At 66.7% G+C, this 18,277-nt stretch carries 13 protein-coding genes; 8 read left to right on the top strand and 5 right to left on the bottom strand.

Annotation, left to right across the window (positions count from 1 at the left end; all coding sequences use genetic code 11):
• The coding region (locus tag CBW50_RS26475) for a bifunctional diguanylate cyclase/phosphodiesterase (RefSeq protein ID WP_139842653.1) at positions 1-908 on the top strand (908 nt) is incomplete at its 5' end.
• Positions 909-959: 51 nt separating this feature from the next.
• On the top strand, positions 960-3,725 hold the full coding sequence (locus tag CBW50_RS26470) for a winged helix-turn-helix domain-containing protein (RefSeq protein ID WP_086148277.1): 2,766 nt from the start codon (positions 960-962) through the stop codon (positions 3,723-3,725).
• Between the two features lie 3 nt (positions 3,726-3,728).
• On the opposite strand, the gene CBW50_RS26465 is transcribed toward CBW50_RS26470, so the two are convergent.
• Together CBW50_RS26465 and CBW50_RS26460 are read right to left on the bottom strand one after the other, a co-directional pair.
• Complete coding sequence (locus CBW50_RS26465) at positions 3,729-4,649, bottom strand: lipase secretion chaperone (RefSeq protein WP_086148276.1); 921 nt, start codon at positions 4,647-4,649, stop codon at positions 3,729-3,731.
• Between the two features lie 10 nt (positions 4,650-4,659).
• Positions 4,660-5,574, bottom strand: coding sequence for a triacylglycerol lipase (locus tag CBW50_RS26460; RefSeq protein WP_086148275.1), 915 nt, complete (start codon positions 5,572-5,574; stop codon positions 4,660-4,662).
• A 363-nt stretch (positions 5,575-5,937) separates the two neighbouring features.
• Between CBW50_RS26460 and CBW50_RS26455 the strand changes: the two genes are divergently transcribed.
• Positions 5,938-6,594 carry a TetR/AcrR family transcriptional regulator gene (locus CBW50_RS26455; protein ID WP_226935932.1) on the top strand — a complete coding sequence of 219 codons (657 nt, stop codon included), beginning with the start codon at positions 5,938-5,940 and terminating at the stop codon, positions 6,592-6,594.
• Positions 6,595-6,638: 44 nt separating this feature from the next.
• Here CBW50_RS26455 and CBW50_RS26450 read toward each other — a convergent pair whose 3' ends face one another.
• Complete coding sequence (locus tag CBW50_RS26450; protein ID WP_172404900.1) at positions 6,639-8,963, bottom strand: penicillin-binding protein 1A; 2,325 nt, start codon at positions 8,961-8,963, stop codon at positions 6,639-6,641.
• A gap of 212 nt (positions 8,964-9,175) precedes the next feature.
• Between CBW50_RS26450 and CBW50_RS26445 the strand changes: the two genes are divergently transcribed.
• Complete coding sequence (locus CBW50_RS26445) at positions 9,176-11,437, top strand: OPT family oligopeptide transporter (protein ID WP_086148272.1); 2,262 nt, start codon at positions 9,176-9,178, stop codon at positions 11,435-11,437.
• A 171-nt stretch (positions 11,438-11,608) separates the two neighbouring features.
• On the top strand, positions 11,609-14,485 hold the full coding sequence (gene hepB / locus CBW50_RS26440; RefSeq protein ID WP_086148271.1) for a heparin/heparin-sulfate lyase HepB: 2,877 nt from the start codon (positions 11,609-11,611) through the stop codon (positions 14,483-14,485).
• Here the strand turns inward: hepB and CBW50_RS26435 are convergent.
• Positions 14,468-15,415 (bottom strand): AAC(3) family N-acetyltransferase, encoded by a 948-nt coding sequence (locus tag CBW50_RS26435; protein WP_193068890.1) that lies wholly within the window; start codon positions 15,413-15,415, stop codon positions 14,468-14,470. The two genes, hepB and CBW50_RS26435, sit on opposite strands and share 18 nt — an antisense overlap.
• Positions 15,408-16,553 (bottom strand): hypothetical protein, encoded by a 1,146-nt coding sequence (locus CBW50_RS26430; RefSeq protein ID WP_086148269.1) that lies wholly within the window; start codon positions 16,551-16,553, stop codon positions 15,408-15,410. Before CBW50_RS26430 ends, CBW50_RS26435 begins: the two co-directional genes overlap by 8 nt.
• A 185-nt stretch (positions 16,554-16,738) precedes the next feature.
• On the opposite strand from CBW50_RS26430, the gene CBW50_RS26425 reads away from it, so the two are divergent.
• The 3 genes from CBW50_RS26425 to CBW50_RS26415 all read left to right on the top strand — a co-directional run bounded on the left by CBW50_RS26425 (position 16,739) and on the right by CBW50_RS26415 (position 18,196).
• Positions 16,739-16,966 (top strand): hypothetical protein, encoded by a 228-nt coding sequence (locus CBW50_RS26425; protein WP_086148268.1) that lies wholly within the window; start codon positions 16,739-16,741, stop codon positions 16,964-16,966.
• 98 nt (positions 16,967-17,064) lie between these two features.
• Entirely contained in the window at positions 17,065-17,565 is a 501-nt protein-coding gene (locus CBW50_RS26420) for a GNAT family protein (RefSeq protein WP_172404898.1), read from the top strand.
• A 109-nt stretch (positions 17,566-17,674) separates the two neighbouring features.
• Positions 17,675-18,196, top strand: a complete 522-nt coding sequence (locus CBW50_RS26415; RefSeq protein WP_086148278.1) for a sigma-70 family RNA polymerase sigma factor — start codon at positions 17,675-17,677, stop codon at positions 18,194-18,196.
• Positions 18,197-18,277: the final 81 nt, after the last annotated feature.

The following is an 18,277-nucleotide window of genomic DNA, read 5'->3' as shown; positions in this document are numbered from 1 at the left end:
TGGCGCTGGGCTGCGCCGTGCCGTGGCGGGCGCAGGATGGGCGCAGCGGCCAACCCCCGGCATCGGCGCGCAGCCGGCAATTGCGGGCGCGCCTGGACGGCGCCATCGCCGACGGCGAATTCCGCTTTCACTACCAGGGCAAGTTCGATACGGCGCAGCTGCGCCTGGTCGGCCTGGAAGCGCTGCTGCGCTGGGAGCATCCGCGCCACGGCCTGGTCTACCCGAACGAATTCATCGGCCTGGCCGAGCAGACTGACGCCATCGTCGCGCTGGGCAACTGGGGCATCGATGCGGCTTGCCGCCAGCTGGCGCAGTGGCGCGCGGCGGGCCTGCCTTTGGTGCCAGTCGCGGTGAATATCTCGGCGCGCCAGCTGTGCCAGCCGCACTTGCCGGACTTCGTCTTTGGCTGCCTGCAGCGCCACGCCATCGCGCCCGGCCTGCTGGAGCTGGAGGTGACGGAAAGCTGCTGCATTGACGACATGGCGCAGGCGACGCAGGGCTTGCGCCGGCTGCGTGCGCTGGGCCTGGCCATTTCGCTCGATGACTATGGCACCGGCCATTCGGGACTCAGCCATGTCAGGATGCTGCCGATTCACACCATCAAGATCGACCGCTGCTTCATCCGCGACCTGGGCAGCGCAGGCAGCGCAGATAGTGACACCGTGATCGTCGCCTCGACCATTGCGCTGGCGCGCGGCCTGGGCTTGCAGGTGTTGGCCGAAGGCGTGGAAAACGCCCGGCAGCTGGCGCGGCTGCGGCGGCTGGGCTGCCCGCAGGTTCAAGGCTATTTCCTGCACCGCCCGGCATCCGCGGCCGAGGTGGCCGCATTGCTGGCCGCTGGCGTGCCGGCCGGCCATGTAACAGCGCCGAAACATGGGGCCATGGGGCCTGGCGTGGATGCTCAGTAGAATATGGCCACTGCAAGCCGCATGCTTTAACACTTTCTTCCCCACGCAAGAATGATAAACAGTCCCGTCCCGGCCTATGTCTTCGGCCCGTTTCGCCTTTTGCCGCTTGAACGCGTGCTGTTCGAGGGCGATCGCGCGCTGCGCCTGGGCAGCCGGGCCATGGACTTGCTGCTGGCCCTGCTGGAACGCGCCGGCGACATCGTCGACAAGCATGAACTGGTGAGCATAGTCTGGCCCAATGCCGTGGTCGACGACGCGACCTTGCGCGTGCACCTGGCGGCGTTGCGCAAGGCGCTGGGCGATGGCCGCGATGGCCAGCGCTACATCACCACCATTCCCGGGCGCGGCTACGGCTTCCTGGCGCCGCTGGCGAACACGGGCCGGCCGGCGCCCGGTGCGGCGGGTGCCGAGCCGCGGCATAACCTGCCCGTCGTGCTGACGCGCATGCTGGGCCGCGCCGAGGTGCTGCAAACGATGGCCAACCAGCTGCTGCAATTGCGCCTGCTGTGCATTGCCGGCCCGGGTGGCATCGGCAAGACCACCCTGGCCGTCGTCCTGGCCACGCGCGTGCTGCGCCGCTATGCCGATGGCGCGTGCTTCGTCGACCTGTCGCCGCTGGAAGAAGGCCGCCTGGTGCCGCTGGCGCTGGCCACGGCGCTGGGGGTGGCGGTGCCGGCCGGCGACGCCATGCCGGTCTTGCTGGCCTACCTGCGCCCGCGCCACATGCTGATCGTGCTCGATAACTGCGAGCACGTGATCGGCGCGGCCGCTACGCTGGCCGACGCCTTGCTCAAGGGCGCGCCGCTGCTGCACCTGCTGGCCACCAGCCGCGAGCCGCTGCGCATCACCAGCGAGCAGCTGCAGCGCCTGCCCGCGCTGGAATTGCCGCCGGCCGATGCCGTGCCCGACGCGGCGGCGGCCCGCCATTTCGCCGCGGTGCAGCTGTTCTGCGAACGCTGCGCGGCTGTCGACGATGCTTTCGTGCTGGCCGACGCCGATGTGCCCGTGGTGGTGGACATCTGCCGGCGCCTTGACGGCATCCCGCTGGCGCTGGAGCTGGCGGCCGGGCGCATCGGCCATTTCGGCTTGCACGAATTGCGCCGCCAGCTCGACGACCGTTTTCGCCTGCTCACGCGCGGCGCGCGCAACATGCCCTTGCGCCACCAGACCCTGCGCGCCACCCTGGACTGGAGCTATGGCTTGCTCGACGCGCAAGAGCGCCAGGTGCTGCAGGCGCTGAGCGTGTTCAAGAGCCGCTTCCGCCTGGGGTCGGCCAGCGCCGTGGCGGGCTGCGATGTGTTCGACACGCTGGCCGACCTGGCGGCCAAGTCCCTCGTCAGCATCGAATTTTGCTGCCAGCACGTGTATTACCGGCTGCTCGACACCACGCGCGCCTATGCCGCGGCGCAGCTGGCGGCGGGCGGGAATGCCGGCGCCGTGCTGCTGCGCCATGCGCGCCACTGCCTGGGCCTGGCCGGACGCATCGCCGCCGACTGGGAGAGCATGCCGCCGGAGCACTGGAGCGCGCGCTACGGCCGCCATGTCGATGACCTGCGCGCCGCCATCGACTGGGCTTTCGGCGAGGAGGGCGACGTGGCGCTGGGCGTGGCCCTGACGCTGGCCGCGCAAACCCTGTTCTATCAGCTGTCGCTGATGGATGAATACCGCGTGCGCGTCGAGCGGGCGCTCGAGCGCATGGCCGCGCATGCACTGGACGACCCCGGCAGCGAGATGCAGCTGCATGCCTCGCTGGCGCACCTGCTGCTGCATACGCAGGGCGTTACCGGCACCATGCTGCGTTCGTTCCAGCGCGGTTATGCGCTGGCCATGCGCACGGACGATGGCCGCCGCCGCTTTGATGCGATTTGCGGCATGTGGGTCTGCAGCCTGAAGCTGGCCGATTTCCAGCGCGCCGACAGTTATGTGGAACAGCTGGCCGCCCTATGCGAAGCGCGCGACGGCCTGGTGCTGGCGCGCATGCGTTCGGCGGGCGAATATTTGCGCGGACGGTACGCGCGGTCGGCGGCGCTGGCTCGCATGGTGCTCGCGCATCCCGACGGCGCCGGACAGCTCGGCTTCAACAATGCCTTGCTGGCTGATCACCAGGTCTGCCTGCGCGGCACGCTGGCGCGCTGCCTGTGGATGCAGGGCTGCCCCGACGACGCCCTGGCGCTGGTGCGCGAGGCGGTGACGGTGGGCTTCGGGCACAATGGCGTCACCCTGTGCGTCGCGCTGGCCATCAATGCCATTCCCGTCGCCCTGTGGTGCGGGCAGCGGGGGCTGGCGCATGCCTGGACCTGCCTGCTCTGCGAGCATGCGGCCCGCTATGGCTTGCTGTACTGGAGCGCCTGGGGCGCCGCCTACCAGCGGCTGCTCGATGCGGGCGATACGGTGACGGAATTTCCCTGGCCTTGCGTACGCAGCTGGCCGATACAGATCGATTTGATGGCCACCCTGCACGACGCCGCCGCCGATAGCCAGGCGCTGCGGCGCGCGCGCACGGGCATGGCGCCATGGAGCGCGCCGGAAGTACTGCGCCGCGACGCGCACCACCGCTGGCGGGCGCTGGCGCAAGACGATGCGGCCGGCCTGGAAGCGGTGCGCAGGCAGCTGGAAGAAGCGCTGCAGCTGGCCCGGGGCCAGCAGGCGCCGGGCTGGGAGCTGCGCTGCGCCACCAGCCTGGCGGCCGTGATGCAGGCGCAGGGCCTCGCCGCCGCCGCGCATGCCGTGCTGGCCCCGGTCCATGCCGGCTTCCGGCAGGGGCGCGACACCACGGACGTGATGGCGGCGGCAGCTTTGCTGGCGCAGCTGGCTTGAGCGCTATTCGTAGGCACCCAGACGGCGCTGTTCCTCCGGCGTGAAGCTGGCGTCGCGCAGCTGCTGCAGGGCCGCCGCATCCTGTGCGCCGCCGTGCAGGCCGGCCTGCTGCGCCTTTTGCGCCTGATAGGCGATGATGCGCTGCTGCCACTGCGATTCCTCGCGGTCCAGTTCCGCCAGCCGCGCCGCCGCTGCCGGCGTGAAGGTGCCGGCGCGCAGGCGGTAGACTTCATTTTCGCCGCCGCCCTGGGCGCGCAGCGCTTTGACCGATTCATCCAGCCTGGCCACCTGCAGCGGCGCGTCGCGCGCAGCGCGCTGGGCCGGCGGCATTTTCTGATCCAGCGCGGCCAGTTTTGCCTGGCGCTGCGCCTCGTCGAGCGAGGTGTCGCCGAGGATCGCCATGCGCGCCACGGCGTCGTCGTCATAGGCGTCGCTGGCGCCGAACAGGCCCGCGCTTTCCTCGGGCGTAAAATAATTGCCGCGCAGCGCGCGCATCGCTTGCAGACGCGCGCTGGCGGCCAGGGCCGCATCGGGCTGGGGGGGCAAGGCTTGCTCGGCGCCAGCCAGCGCCTGCCGGTAGGCCAGGTACGCGCCCAGCAGGCGCTTCGCTTCGCGGGCAGGGACGGGCGCCAGGCGCCGGTCCAGTTCCGCCTCGATCTGGCTGCGGACGGCGGCCAGCGGCTTTTCGCCGAGGCCCGCCAGGTAGTAGTCGAACAGGTGGCCCAGTTCCGCGTCGACCACCAGCTTGTCGCCGGGGGCCACCGTCACGTTGCCGTCGGGCCGCGTGCCCTCCATCGAGCGCACGAACGCGAACAGGTCCGGCTCCGCCTTTTCCGGCGGCGGGGCGGGCGGTTCTCCCGGCCGCAGCGTCAGATACAGTGCCAGGGCCGCCAGGCCGCCGCCGATGATCCATTTCGCGTGCATGCGCCGCTCCTTACAGTCCCAGGCCTTGCAGGCGGTTGGCCTGCTGGCGGAAGACGGTGACGGGGTTCGTTTCGAACAGGTTGACGATGCCGACGAACTGATTGACTTCATCGAGGTGGTTCATGGCGTAGTCGTCGCGGATCACCTTGCCCAGGTGGCTGGAGCAGCTGCTGACCAGGCCATCGTTCCTGACGCCGCCGAAGGCCAGGCTGATGGCGGCCAGCAGCGGGTCGCCCACGTCGAGCACGTTCGTGTACGGTTGCGCGCCGCTCCACGAAAAATAGTACACGCCTTGCACCTGGTAGGCGCCTTCGCCGCAAGCGGTGGTGGGGATGCCTTGCGGGTGGCGGCGGTTAAAAGCCAGCGAGCCGGCCGTGGACAGGGATGCGAGCGAGGCGCCCGCATTTTGCGGCAAGCCCTTGTTGCCCGACAAAATGCCGATCAGGGAGGCGAGCGCATTGCCCAGCGCGCCGCTGGTGTTGGGGATGGCGCCGACGAGGATATCGGCGACTGTCGAACCCTTGTTGACGCCGGCCACGCTGGTGACGGAGGCCACCAGGTCGGGCCGCACGGACGCGACATAGCGCGCCGTGGGGCCGCCGTGGCTGTGGCCGATCAGGTTGACTTTGCTTGCTCCCGTGGCGGCGAGGATTTGCCGCACCTGCGACAGCAGCTGCTCGCCGCGCACTTCCGTGCTGTTGGCGGCCGAGACGGTGGTCACATACACCTGCGCGCCGCCGCTGCGCAGGGCGGTGGGGATGCCATAGAAATAGTCGACGGGTCCCAGCTTGTCGAAGCCGAACAGGCCGTGCACGAGCACGATAGGGTATTTGGTTTGCGTGTAGCCGGCGGCGCCGGCGCTGGCGGGCAGGAGGGCGAGAGCGAGCAGCAGGGTCGATAGCAGTTGCCAGAAGCGAGTCTTCATTTTGTCTCCGTTATTATTGAATAGTGGAAATGTCGATGCTGTAGCGATTACCGGGTGCCTGCTGCACATTCTATCGATGCATTAAATATAGCGAGCGCTCGGTTTTTGAAATGTAGCATTGCTGCATTTAAATTGCATTCGAATTGCATGATGCAGCGCAATATATAGGGGAATTTGGCGTTGCTTGTGCGCCCGTCGTATAGTTGAAAAGTCAAATAGTTGTTTTCCTGAGCTATAATCGGCCCGCATCACCAGTCCCGCCGTCGTGCAGCGCCGCTTGCTGAACCTGCATTGACATTGCTCATATACCGTTACTTGGGAATGCACTTGTCGACCCATTTTAATTTTGAACAGTTTCAGCAGATGACGCCCTTAAATGGCGAAAACATCTGGGAATATATTCTTGACCGCCACGCGGAGCGCATCGGCGTCAAGCGCCGCAAGCCGGCGCTGGAAAATCTCGAACGCATCTTCGTCGCCACTTTCCGCCTGGCCAATGACGTGGGTTTCCGCGCCATGAGCTTGCGCGACCTGTGCCGCGAAACGGGGTTGTCGATGGGCGGCCTGTATGGCTACATCACCAGCAAGGATCAACTGGCCGAAATGATCGAGGACGTGGTGCGCCACGCCACGCAAGCCTTGCCGCTGCTGTTTGCCGACGTGAAGTCGCCGCTGGACCGTCTGGAAGCGATGATACGCTCGTCGATCTACCTGTCTGAAGTGCTGCAGCCGTGGTTTTATTTTGTCTTCATGGATTCGCGCGTGCTCCAGGTGGAGCAGCGCAGCATGGCGAAAAATTCCGAGCTGTACGTGCAGACCCTGATCGCCGCCACCATCGCCGAAATCGAGCCGAAGCCGCAGGGCGACCCCACCTTGCTGGCTGCCCACTGCCTGGCCCTGTTCCAGGACTGGTACGTGAAACGCTGGAAGTACCGCGCGGCGAAGGTCAACGTCGACGATTTTGCCGACAGCACGGTGCAGACGGTGCGCGGATATTTGAGTATGCTCAAGGCGCCGTAAAAACGCCGCCGTAAAAAAAGCCAGGATCGCTCCTGGCTTTTTCACTAGTTGGTTTCCACCGGCACCGTCTCCGGCAGCGCCGCCGGATCCGTCGGCGTCTCCACATCCATGTCCAGCGTTTTCACGCCGTTCATGTCGATGAATTCGTCGTACAGCCACTCGCCGTCGACCTGGCTCAGCCCGGCCGGCACGGCGCGCGCGATTGGCGGGCGCGTCGCCAGGGCCGTGCGCATGTAGTCGATCCAGATCGGCATGGCCAGGGTGGCGCCGAATTCGCGCCCGCCCAAGGACTTGGGCTCGTCATAGCCCATCCATGCCACCGCCACGATGCCGCCGCTGTAGCCGGCGAACCAGCCGTCGACGGCGTCGCTGGTGGTGCCGGTCTTGCCGGCGATGTCGCTGCGGCCCAGTTTTTTCGTCGCCGCCGCGCCCGTGCCCGTGCGGGCCACTTCGCGCAGCATGCTGTCCATGACGAAGGCGTTGCGCGGGTCCAGCGCCAGGGTCTTGTCGTCGTTCGGCGTGGGCGGCTTGGTCTGCATCAATACCGTGCCCCTGGCGTCGACGATGCGGTCGATCAAATACGGTTCCACCTGGTGCCCGCCATTGGCGAACAGGGCGTAGGCGCCCGCCATCTGCACGGGCGTGACGGAACCGGTGCCCAGCGCCATGGTCAGATTGTTCGGCTGGCGGGCCGGGTCGAAGCCGAATTTTTCCAGGAAGTCATGCGTGTACGCCACGCCCAGCGCGCGCAGGATGCGCACGGAGGCCACGTTCTTCGATTGCGCCAGCGCATAGCGCATGGTGATGGGGCCGTCGAACTTGAAGTCGTCATTCTGCGGCGCCCACACCTTGCCGCCCGCCTGCATCTCCAAAGGCACGTCGTTGATCAGGGTGGCCGGCGAAAAGCCTTTTTCCAGCGCCGCCGAATACACGAAGGGCTTCATGGCCGAACCGGGCTGGCGCCAGGCCTGCGTGACGTGGTTGAACTTTTGCAGGTTGTAATCGAAGCCGCCCACCATGGCGTGGTAGGCGCCCGTGTCCGCGTCGAGCGAGACGAAGGCGGCGGCCACCAGCGGCACTTGCGTGATGGCCCAGTTGCCCTTGCCATCCTGGCTGATGCGGATCACGGCGCCCGGGCGCAGCCTGATGCCGGCGCTCGCCTTGGCGGACAGGGCAGGGGCGGCGAAGCGCAAGCCTTCGCCCGTGATGGCCTTGGCGTCGCCGTCGCCCGTGTCGGCCACCACCTTGCCGCTGGCCACTTCCGTGACGACGGCGGCGATCAGGCCGTCGCTGTCCGGGCGTTTTTGCAGCGCAGCATCGATGGCGTCGTCGCGCTGTTCTGCGTCCGCCGGCAGGTCGATGAAGGTTTCCGGGCCGCGGTAGCCGTGGCGCTGGTCGTAGGCGATGACGTTGCGGCGCGTCGAGGCGTAGGCCGCGTCCTGGTCGGCTTTCAGTATCGTCGTATAGACGCTGATGCCCTTGGTGTAGCTGTCTTCCTTGAACTGCGCGTAGACGGCCTGGCGCGCCAGTTCGGCCACGTATTCGGCGTGCGTGTCGAAACCCTGCTTGCCGCGGCTGTTGAAATGCAGCGGCTGCGCCAGCGCCTGCTGGTACTGGCCTTCGCTGATGTAATCGAGTTCGCGCATGCGTTTCAATACCAGCTTCTGGCGCGCATGGGCCTTTTTCGGATTGCTGATCGGGTTGTGGCGCGACGGGTTTTGCGGCAAACCGGCCAGCATGGCCATTTCCGCGATCGACAATTCATTCAGCGGCTTGCCGAAATATGTCTGCGCCGCGCTGCCGAAGCCGAACGAGCGCTGGCCCAGGTACATCTGGTTCATGTACAGCTCGAGAATCTGCTCTTTCGACAGGGCCGCTTCGATTTTCAGGGCCAGCATGATTTCATTGAGCTTGCGCGAGGCGACTTTTTCGCGCGTCAGGAAGAAATTGCGCGCCACCTGCATGGTGATGGTGGAGCCGCCGCCGTGGCCGAAGCCGTGGCGCAGGTTCGACAGCACGGCGCCGCCGGCGCGCACGAAGTCGATGCCGTGGTGTTCGTAGAAGCGGCTGTCCTCGATGGCCAGCAGGGCTTTTTTCATCATGTCGGGCACTTGCGCAATCGGCACGAAGTCGCGGTGCTCCTCGCCGAATTCGCCGATCAGCACCTTGTCGGCCGTGTACACGCGCAGCGGGATCTTCGGCTGGTAATCGGTGATGACGCCCAGCTCGGGCAGGCGCGGGCGCACGTACAGGAACAGATAAGCTGCCAGCAGCACGGCGGCGGCCAGCGCGGCGCAGCCGGCGATGATGAAGCCGCGCACGGTGGCGCGGCGCGAAGGCCAGGGAAATCCGGATCGTTGGGCAGTCAAGGCAGTCTCACGGTAGCGTGCAGGGCACGGTGGCAGCGATTATAGACCAATGCGCCGGCGCTTCCCGTGCGGGCCGGGCGGCGGGGCCAGGCGCCGGGACCGGGAGCAAAAAACCTTTTCATCGAAACGCGGCTGTGCGATAGTCACGGCTTCAAGAAAATAGCCCGGACGTCGATCCGGGCTGTTTATTTTACAAGACTAAGGAACTTTATATGGCAAAAGATGCAACACCGAGCGCCATGAAGCCGTATATTCCGGCCGACGCCAAATTGCCCGAAATGACTTTCCGCGCGCTGTTCATGGGCGTCATCCTGGGGATGGTCTTTGGCGCCTCCTCGCTCTACCTGGTGCTGAAGGTGGGCCTGACCGTCAGCGCCTCGATTCCCGTCGCCGTGATCGCCATCACCCTGTTCGGCCTGGCCAAGAAGGTGGGCGGCAAGGATTCCTCGATCCTGGAAAACAGCATCACGCAAACGGCCGGTTCGGCCGGCGAATCGCTGGCCTTCGGCCTGGGCGTGACCATGCCCGCCATTTTGATCCTCGGCTTCGACCTGGAAATCTCCAGAGTCATGCTGGTCGGTGTCCTCGGCGGCCTGCTGGGCATCCTGATGATGATCCCCATGCGCCGCACCATGATCGTCGACCAGCACAAGGAACTCAAGTTCCCCGAGGGGACGGCGTGCGCGGAAGTGCTCAAGGCGGCCGCCACGGAAGAATCGCGCATCGCCGCCGGCGAAAGCATCGAGAAGGATTCGGCCGCCGCGCTGGACGCCAAGCGCCGCGCCAAGATCATCTTCGGCGGTTTTGCCGTCGGCTTGCTGTATAAAGTCTTCAATATCTCGTTCAAGGGCTGGAAGGACACGCCGGGCGTGGAATTTGCCGCGCCGCTCAAGGGCGGCTCCATCGGCGCCGAGATTTCGCCGGAGCTCCTGGGCGTGGGCTACATCATCGGCCCGCGCATCGCCGCCACCATGGCGGCCGGCGGCGTGCTGTCCTACCTGCTCTTGATCCCGATGATCAAGTTCTTCGGCGACAGCCTGACCACCGTGCTCTCGCCGGGCACCAAATTGATCAGCGAAATGGGCGCCGACGACGTGCGCAGCGCCTACGTGCTGTACATCGGCGCGGGCGCCGTGGCCGCCGGCGGCCTCATTTCCCTGGTGCGCGCCATGCCCATGATCTGGCGCAGCCTGTCGGCCGGCCTGAAGGGCATCGGCAAGGGCGTCAAGAGCGACTCCACCCTGCGCACGGACCAGGATATCCCCCTGAAATGGGTCGTCATCGGCTGCCTGTCCATCATCGCCGTGATCACCTTCGCCACGCCGCTGCACATGAACTTCCTCGGCGCGCTGCTGATCCTCGTCTTCGGCTTCCTGTTCGCCACCGTGTCGTCGCGCCTGACGGGTGAAATCGGCTCCTCGTCGAATCCGATCTCCGGCATGGCCGTGGCCACCTTGCTGTTTACCTGTTTGATCTTCCTCATCATGGGCTGGACGGGCGGGCGTTACTATGTGACTGCCCTGTCGGTGGGCGCCATCGTCTGCATCGCCGCCAGCAATGCGGGCACCACGTCGCAAGACTTGAAAACCGGCTACCTGGTGGGCGCCACGCCGCGCCTGCAGCAGTACGCGATCCTGGCCGGCGCCTTGTCGTCGGCGCTGATCCTCGGTCCGATCCTGCTCAAGCTGAACGAGGCGAGCACCGTCTACGTGCCGGCCGCGCAGGTGGCGCCCGGCCTGACGGTGGACGCATCGAAGCTGACGGTGACGGGCGAGCTGCATGGCCCGCAAGCCGAGGCCGACCACAATACATATAAAGTCTGGCAAAAGACGGACACCGTGGGCGGCCCGGCCGGCAAGTACTTCGTCAAGGAAGACGGCCAGCTGGCTTACCTGGTGGACCCGGGCATCAATGGCCACTACAGCAAGCGTCCGGACGGCTCGGAAGTGAAAAAGTACGATGCGCCCAAGGCCGTGCTGATGTCCTACATCATCAAGGGCATCCTCGACCAGCAGCTGCCGTGGACCCTGGTGCTGTTCGGCGTGATGATCGCCGTGGTGCTGGAAATGGCCGGCATCCCGTCGCTGGCATTTTCGGTGGGCGTGTACCTGCCGCTGTCCTCGACCCTGCCGATCTTCGTGGGCGGCCTGGTGCGCTGGCTGGCCGACCGCCGCAACAACAAGCTGGAACACAACGCCAAGCTCAATGAAGAAGAGCGCCAGCTGGCGGGCGACCGCAGTTCTGGCGTGCTGCTGGCCTCCGGCTACATCGCCGGCGGCGCGCTGGCCGGCATCATCATCGCCATCACGGCGGGCGTGCTGACGCACTTCGACCAGATGATGGCCGACTGGGCCGAGCACGGCAACCCGTTCTACGCGGGCTTGAATGCGGATGGGCTGTCGCTGCTGCCGTATGCGGCCATCATCGTGCTGCTGTACCTCGTGGCGCGCGAGAAGAAGGCGCCGCAGGCATAGCGCGCGGCCGGTCCGCATTGCCAGCCAAAACCGCCCGGGGGTGATACCGGGCGGTTTTTTTTATGCGCGCGGCGGGCCGCCGCCGGTATTTGTTGTAAAAATACAATCGGACTGACGCCGCATGGTGTATTGTTGCTGATATTTAAAATACAACAAAATGGGGTGCCAGGAATGTTCAAGCTGCGATACCGTCACAAGTTGCAATATTTGATCCATGTCGCCTTGCTGGCGGCCAGTCCCGCGCTGCAGGCGGCGTCTTTTCCCGTCGAAGCCATGTTCGAGGCGGAAGCCGGGGCGCCAGGCGGTCCGTGGACGCAAGAGTATCTCGGCAGCAATGTGGTTTCCGGCGGCAGCTACCTGTCCACGCCGGCGGACCTGGCGCGCGCCGATACGCCGGGCGCGGCGGCCGAGCTGTCGTACAGCGTGGCCGTGCCCCGCGCCGGCAACTACACGGTCTGGCTGCGCGTGCTGGCGCCGGCGGCGGACGCCGCCTCGCTGTACCTGGCGCTCGACAACGGCGCCTATGCCAGCGTAGCGGTGCCGTTCATCGCCGGCCAGGCCGCGCAGTGGACCTGGGTGCCCGTCACGCGCTGGCTGGCGGCCGGCGCGCGCGAACTCAAGCTCAAGTACCGTGACGGCGGCGTGGGCATCGATTGCCTGCTGGTGACGGCGCTCGCCGACTTTGTCCCGCAAGGCTATGGCGCGTACCCGCTGCCCGCCGTGCTGCCGCCGCGAGGCGAGCATCCGCGCCTGTTTGCCCGGGTGGGCGACCTGGCCGCCATACGCGGCCGTTTCGAGTCGAATGCGGCCGAGATGGTGCAGCACCGTACGGTCCTGCATGCGTTTATCCAGGCGCCGGCCGTGGTTGCGCTGCCGCCGTTCGTGCCAGGCGGCCCGGCCGCGACGAACCACCAGACCGAAGTCGTGAGCCGGATCAAGGCGAAGGCGCTGTTCTCGCTGCTGTATGAAGGCGGTGGCGCGCCGGCGTCGGCGCAGCGGGGCGGCGAAGCCGTGCAAATGCTGCTCGACTACCTGGCGGCCGTGCGCTTTTCGCCCGGGGATAGCCACCCGAACGAAAAAGGCGACATCATCCTGGCCAGCGCCATGGTGTATGACTGGTGCTACAGGCTGATGAGCGCGCAGCAGCGCGCCTATGTCGTCACGCGCTTCACGCAGATCGCCGCGACGATGGAAATCGGCTTTCCGCCCTCGCGCCAGGGCGCCGTCGTGGGCCATGGCAGCGACAACCAGCTGCTGCGCGACCAGCTGTCGGCCGCCATCGCCTTTTATGACGAGGCGCCGCTGGTCTACAACATTGTTGCCGGGCGCTTCTTTGCCGACTATATTGCGCCGCGCAACTATGCCTACGCGGCGCAAGCCTTTCATCAGGGGGCATCCTACGGCACGGTGCGCTTCCTGGCGGACATGTACGCCGCATGGCTGTTCCGGCGCATGGGCGCCGCTCCCGTGTTCGATCCCGTGCAGCAGATGACGCCGTATCATTGGCTGTATGCGCGCCGCCCCGACGGGCAATGGATGCGCGATGGCGACGTCTACCATTCCTCGTACACCAACAGCACGCAATACTGGAGCGAACCGCTGGCCTTCCTGCTGCCGGCGGCCTATTACAACAATCCCACCCTGAAGCACGAGTACCTGACGCAGTCGTCGCAGCAGTCGACCAGCTTTATCCATCCCCGGGACAGCCTGTGGCCTGTGCTGCTGGGCAACACGGCCATGGACAGCACGCCCAGTCCCGCCACCTTGCCGTTGACCAAGTATTTTCCGGACCCGGCCGGCCTGATGATCGCCCGCACGGGCTGGACCGATGGCATGCAGGCGCAGTCCGGCCATGTGGTGGCCACGATGAAGCTGGGCGGCGACTGGTTCGGCAACCACGAGCATTACGACGCCGGGCATTTCCAGATTTACTACAAGGGCGGCCTGGCCATCGATTCGGGCATTTACAGCGGCAGGGATGTCGCCGATCCCGCCATTGTCCTGGAATACGGCAGCGCGCACGACATGAACTATCACAAGCGCAGCATCGCGCATAACACGATGCTGGTGTATGACCCCAGCGAGAGTTTTGACGGTTATGCCAATGACGGCGGACAGCGCTTTCCTGGCGAGGAGCCGCAAACCCTGGCGGAACTGGCCAACGGCTACAAGGTGGCCACGGTCCTCCGGCACCAGTCCGGCCCCCAGGCGCAGGCGCCGGACTTCAGCTACATCAAGGGCGACCTGACGGCCGCGTACAGCAGCAAGGTGCGCCAGTTCCAGCGCTCGTTCGTGTTCCTCAATCTCAAGGACGGGGATCACCCGGCCGCCCTGGTCGTCTTCGACAGGGTCAGCGCCAGCGATGCGGGATTCAGGAAGACCTGGCTGCTGCACAGCCAGTCCGAGCCCGAGATCGCCGGCGACACCGCGGTGGTCCGCCGCACGGAGTGGGACTACAACCATCGCTACCAGTACAACGGCAAGCTGATCAACCGCACCCTGCTGCCGGCGAATGCCGTGCTGGCCAAGGTGGGCGGCAGCGGCAATGAGTTCAGCGTCGGCGGCACCAATTATCCTATCCAGCCCGACGCGGACTATTCGACCGAGGAAGCGGGCGCCTGGCGGCTGGAAGTGTCGCCGCCGGCCGCCGGCGAAACGGACTTGTTCCTCAATGTCATGCAGGTGATGGATGCCGGCAGCGCGCTGCCAGCGCTGCCCACGACGGCCATCGCCTCGCCGCTGCTGGCCGGCGTGCAGATCAAGGACCGCGTGGTGCTGTTTTCCCGGAGCGGCCTGCCGCTCGGCGGGCTTGTCACAGTCGAGTTGCCGGCGCAAGCGGCGTCCATGCAGGTGCTGGTGACGGATTTGCAGGAGGGGCGCTGGACTGTCCGCAAGCGCGGCACGGGCGCTCCCATCGAGGATGAGGTCAATGCCGAGGCGGGCACCCTGTACTTCATCGCCAGCGGCGCAGGCGTATACGATTTGCAGCGCAGCGGGACGGGCGCGGCGCGCGCGGCGGCCTTGCCAGCCTCACCGGCCGTGCCGTAAGGCGCCATCGGCGACGGGCCGCGCCGCCAGTTCACCGGCTGTGGCGTAGATCGTCACGTGTTCGGATGCCAGCTGGCGCAGGTGCTCATGAAACGCCTGCGCCGGAATGGCCCACGACGCCGCCTCGCCCACTTGCCCGTTGACGCGCAAGCCGGCGGCGTCGAATTCGCGCGCAAAATAGTCGCGCAAGTCGCCGCGGCCCGGCTGGTCGATGCGGCGCCGGGCGATGGCGGGATCGAAGGGGCGCACGGGCACCTCGCAGCGCCGGCCGGCGTGATCCAGGCAGGCCAGCAGCTTTGTCTCGTCTTCCCATACGGGCACGGGAAAGGCGTCGCCCATGGCGTCTTCCAGCGCGTGATAGAACGTCACCGGGCCCATGGAAATGCCCAGGCCCAGCACTTTCGCCTGGGTGCAGCCGATGAAGCGCTGCCATGGCGAGCCTGCGCCGAAGATCGACGGCGCGCGGTGATGCCCCTCGGTGAGGCCGGCCGCATGGCGGCCCCACGCGGACACGGAATGGGTCGGGTGGATGCTGCGGTGGATGCCGGCGCTGGCGAGGAAGGCTTCGGGCAGGCGGCCCATACTGGTGCCGTGACGGCGCGGGTCGAACACATACTCTTTCATGGCGCAGGTGGCGCGCACCGTGCCGCCGGGCAGATAATAGGTGGGCAGCAGCAAGGTGCCTTGCACACCGACGGCGTCCTGCAGGGCGCCTATCACGGCCGCCGCGCCGCCTTCCACGTAACCGAGGCTGCGCAAGGATGAATGGATGAACAGGGTGTCGCCCGGCGCGACGCCCAGCCGCGCCAGATCGGCCGCCAGGCCGGCGCGCGTCACATGGCGAGCGCCGTGGCGCACGTGCCGGGCGCTGACGGCGCGGCGCCACGTTTCCAGCGCAGTCCTGGCGGCGCGCCTGGCCCGCTCAAGCATCGCCAACTTCCAGTTCCAGCAGGTTGGCATCGATGCAGAACTTGGCGGCCCAATTCAGGTAAGCCCAGGCGCCGTAATCGCCGTCGACGGGAAACGCGCCCTTCACGCCGCCGCGCACGTGCGCCGGGCCGTCGATGGCGACCGTGCGCCGCACGAAGCCGTTCAGGCGGCGCGCCGCGTCGAGAAAGCGGCGCTCGCCCGTGCGCTGATACAGCAGGAACAAACAATGCGCGTTTTGCGCCGAACCTGTGAGACAGGCGAAGTCGGCGCCGGGCAGAAACGCGTGGTCGAGCCGGCCGGGCAGGTAGCCATCATCGGCCACGGCATTGGCCACGCCCGTACCGGTGCGCACGGCGGCGTCCAGCAGGTCGGCGCGCGCGGAAAAGCGCTGCGCTTCGAGCAGGCCGCGCAAGACGTAGCCGATGGTATGGCTCAGGGGCTTGAGCGGCTCGTCCAGGCAGTTCGATGCGAACCAGCCGTTCGGCTGCTGGCGGGTCAGTGCCCAGTCGACCTGGCGCAGGCCGGCCGCGCCGTAGCCGTGGCCGGGCGCGGCGCGGTCTGCCTCGAACAGGCCCCACGCCACGTGGGTTTCGTAGGCCTTGTCGCCGGGCCTGGCGAACGGCGTGGGATGCCGGCGCCAGCAGCCGTCGGCGTCCTGGCTGTCGCGCAGCCAGCGTGCCGCGCGGTGCAGGGCGTCCTCGTAGGCCGCGCCGTACGCCGCCACGCCCGCCGCCAGGCCCAGCAGGATCTGGCCCGTGTTGAAGGTGACGGGCACGCGCGGCGTCGAATCGATCTTGCCGCCCTGGAAGCCGCCTGCGGGGAACTGGATGGCCACGCACCAATCGAGCATGCGGCGCGCCCGTTCGTGCAGGGCGGCGTCGCCGGTGCGCCGGGCCACGGCGATCATGGTGGGGATGATGTAGCCGGTGGTCTCCGGGTAGGAGCTCGACCAGCCCGTCAGCAGGCTGTAGTCGCGGGCCACGCCGCCGTCGTTTGAGCTGGAATGGTCCTGCGCCGCGCCCAGCCAGGCCGTGCAGGCGTCGATGACGGCTTGCGGCCCGGGATCGCTGGCGGGCAGCCCGCGCCGGTCCGCCAGGCGCTCGGCGCGCGCCGCCGCCGTGAGCCTGACTGGCGGCATCACGGTGTTCCTGATGGTACTGAGCAGTGTGCGCATGGCGGCGGGAAGTGCGGTAGGAGTGGACTCACGCTACTGTAGCGCCGGCGGCCGGCATGGCCATTGACTTGCCGCAAGGTTCTTCCATCGACCGCCGCGGCCAGCATAGGCGCATAATGGATGCCTCACCACCGTCGACGAGGCCCGCCATGAACAGCGTCACGCTTGCATACACAGTCGTCACCAATCCCGACTCCTTCGTCGGCTTCAAGTACTATGTCAAGGCGGGGCAGGCATTCGATGCCGACGATTTTGCCTATTCCTATAAGTTGAAACGCTCCGACCTGGATCCCGACAGCGTGCTGGCCACGCGCGAGGCGGCGGCGAATCTGCAACCGGGCGAGTGGCTGAGCGTATCGCATTCGATTGCGGCGTAGCGATACCGCTGCGTGCTTCTTCTTTCACTTTACCGGCCCGCCGGGGACATATGCATCTGACTCCTTCAGCATTTCCTGATATTTCTATTGTTCCAACTTTGCCTGAACACGCCGAAGCCCTCGCCGAACTGGTGGCGCGCAACCGCGCGCACTTGAAAGCTTACCTGCCCGCCGTGGCGCAGCTCGACGCATGCGGCGAGGCGCGTGCCTATCTGCAGGCCGCCGTCGCCCGCGCCGCCAGCGGCGAGGTACTGGAATGGCATGTTTTCTCCGGTACGGCCTTGTGCGGCAGCATCCGCCTGAAAGACATCGACACGGCGCAGCGCAATGCCCGCATCGGCTATTACCTGGGGCAGCAGTTCCAGGGCCGGGGCATCGCCGGCGCGGCGGTGCTCGCCGTCCTCGCGCACGCGTTTGGCGCGCTGCAATTGCACCGCATCGAATTGCAGTGCGCGGCCGCCAATCACGCCAGCAGGGCGCTGGCCGAACGGCTGGGATTTATGCATGAAGGCGTGTTGCGGCAGGCGGAATGCTTGAATGGCGTATTTGTCGACCTGCACGTCTACGGCTTGCTGCAGGCTGACTTCAGACCGGATTGAGCCGCTTGCCGTGGCCGCTGCAGCCGCTATCTTGCCGAGCTGCCCACTTCTGCCTATAATTGAGAATAATTCTCATTAAGTTTGCGCTATGCGCCAGACTCGCCGCTCCATGTCCGCCGACCACTTTTCTTTGCATGCATTCGATGACATCGCCATGCTGTATCGCCAGCACCACGGCTGGCTGCGCGGCTGGCTGCAGCGCAAGGTGGGCAACGCTTTCGACGCGGCCGACCTGGCGCAGGCCACCTTCCTGCGCGTGCTCGCGCCGCAGGGCATGCAGGGCGTGCAGGAGCCGCGTGCTTACCTGACGACCATCGCCCGCAACCTGCTGATCAACCATGTGCGCCGGCGCGCCATCGAGCAAGCCTACCTCGATGCCCTTGCCCTGATGCCGGAACCGGTGGCGCCGCCGCCCGAGGTGCGTTTGATGTTCCTCGAACGGCTGGTGGAGCTGGACCGGCGCCTGGCCGCTTTGCCCGCACAGGCCAGGCAAGCCTTCCTGCTGGTGCAGCTCGACGGCATGGGGCAGCAGGAGGTCGCGGCCGAGCTGGGCATTTCCCTGTCCACCGTCAAGCGCCATCTGGCCAGGGCGGCCCTGCGCTGCTTTTTCCCGGAGCAGCACGATGGATGACGAGATGCCGGTTCCGCTGGGCGGCGCGGCTGCGGCCGCCCGCGTGGCGCCCGCCGTGGCGCGGCGGGCCGTGCAGTGGTG

Origin of the sequence: Janthinobacterium sp. GW458P, from assembly GCF_002127585.1 — a bacterium.
GTDB lineage: Bacteria > Pseudomonadota > Gammaproteobacteria > Burkholderiales > Burkholderiaceae_D > Janthinobacterium.
Note: the sequence above shows the minus strand (reverse complement) of the source record. Positions and strands in the feature narration are given on the sequence as shown.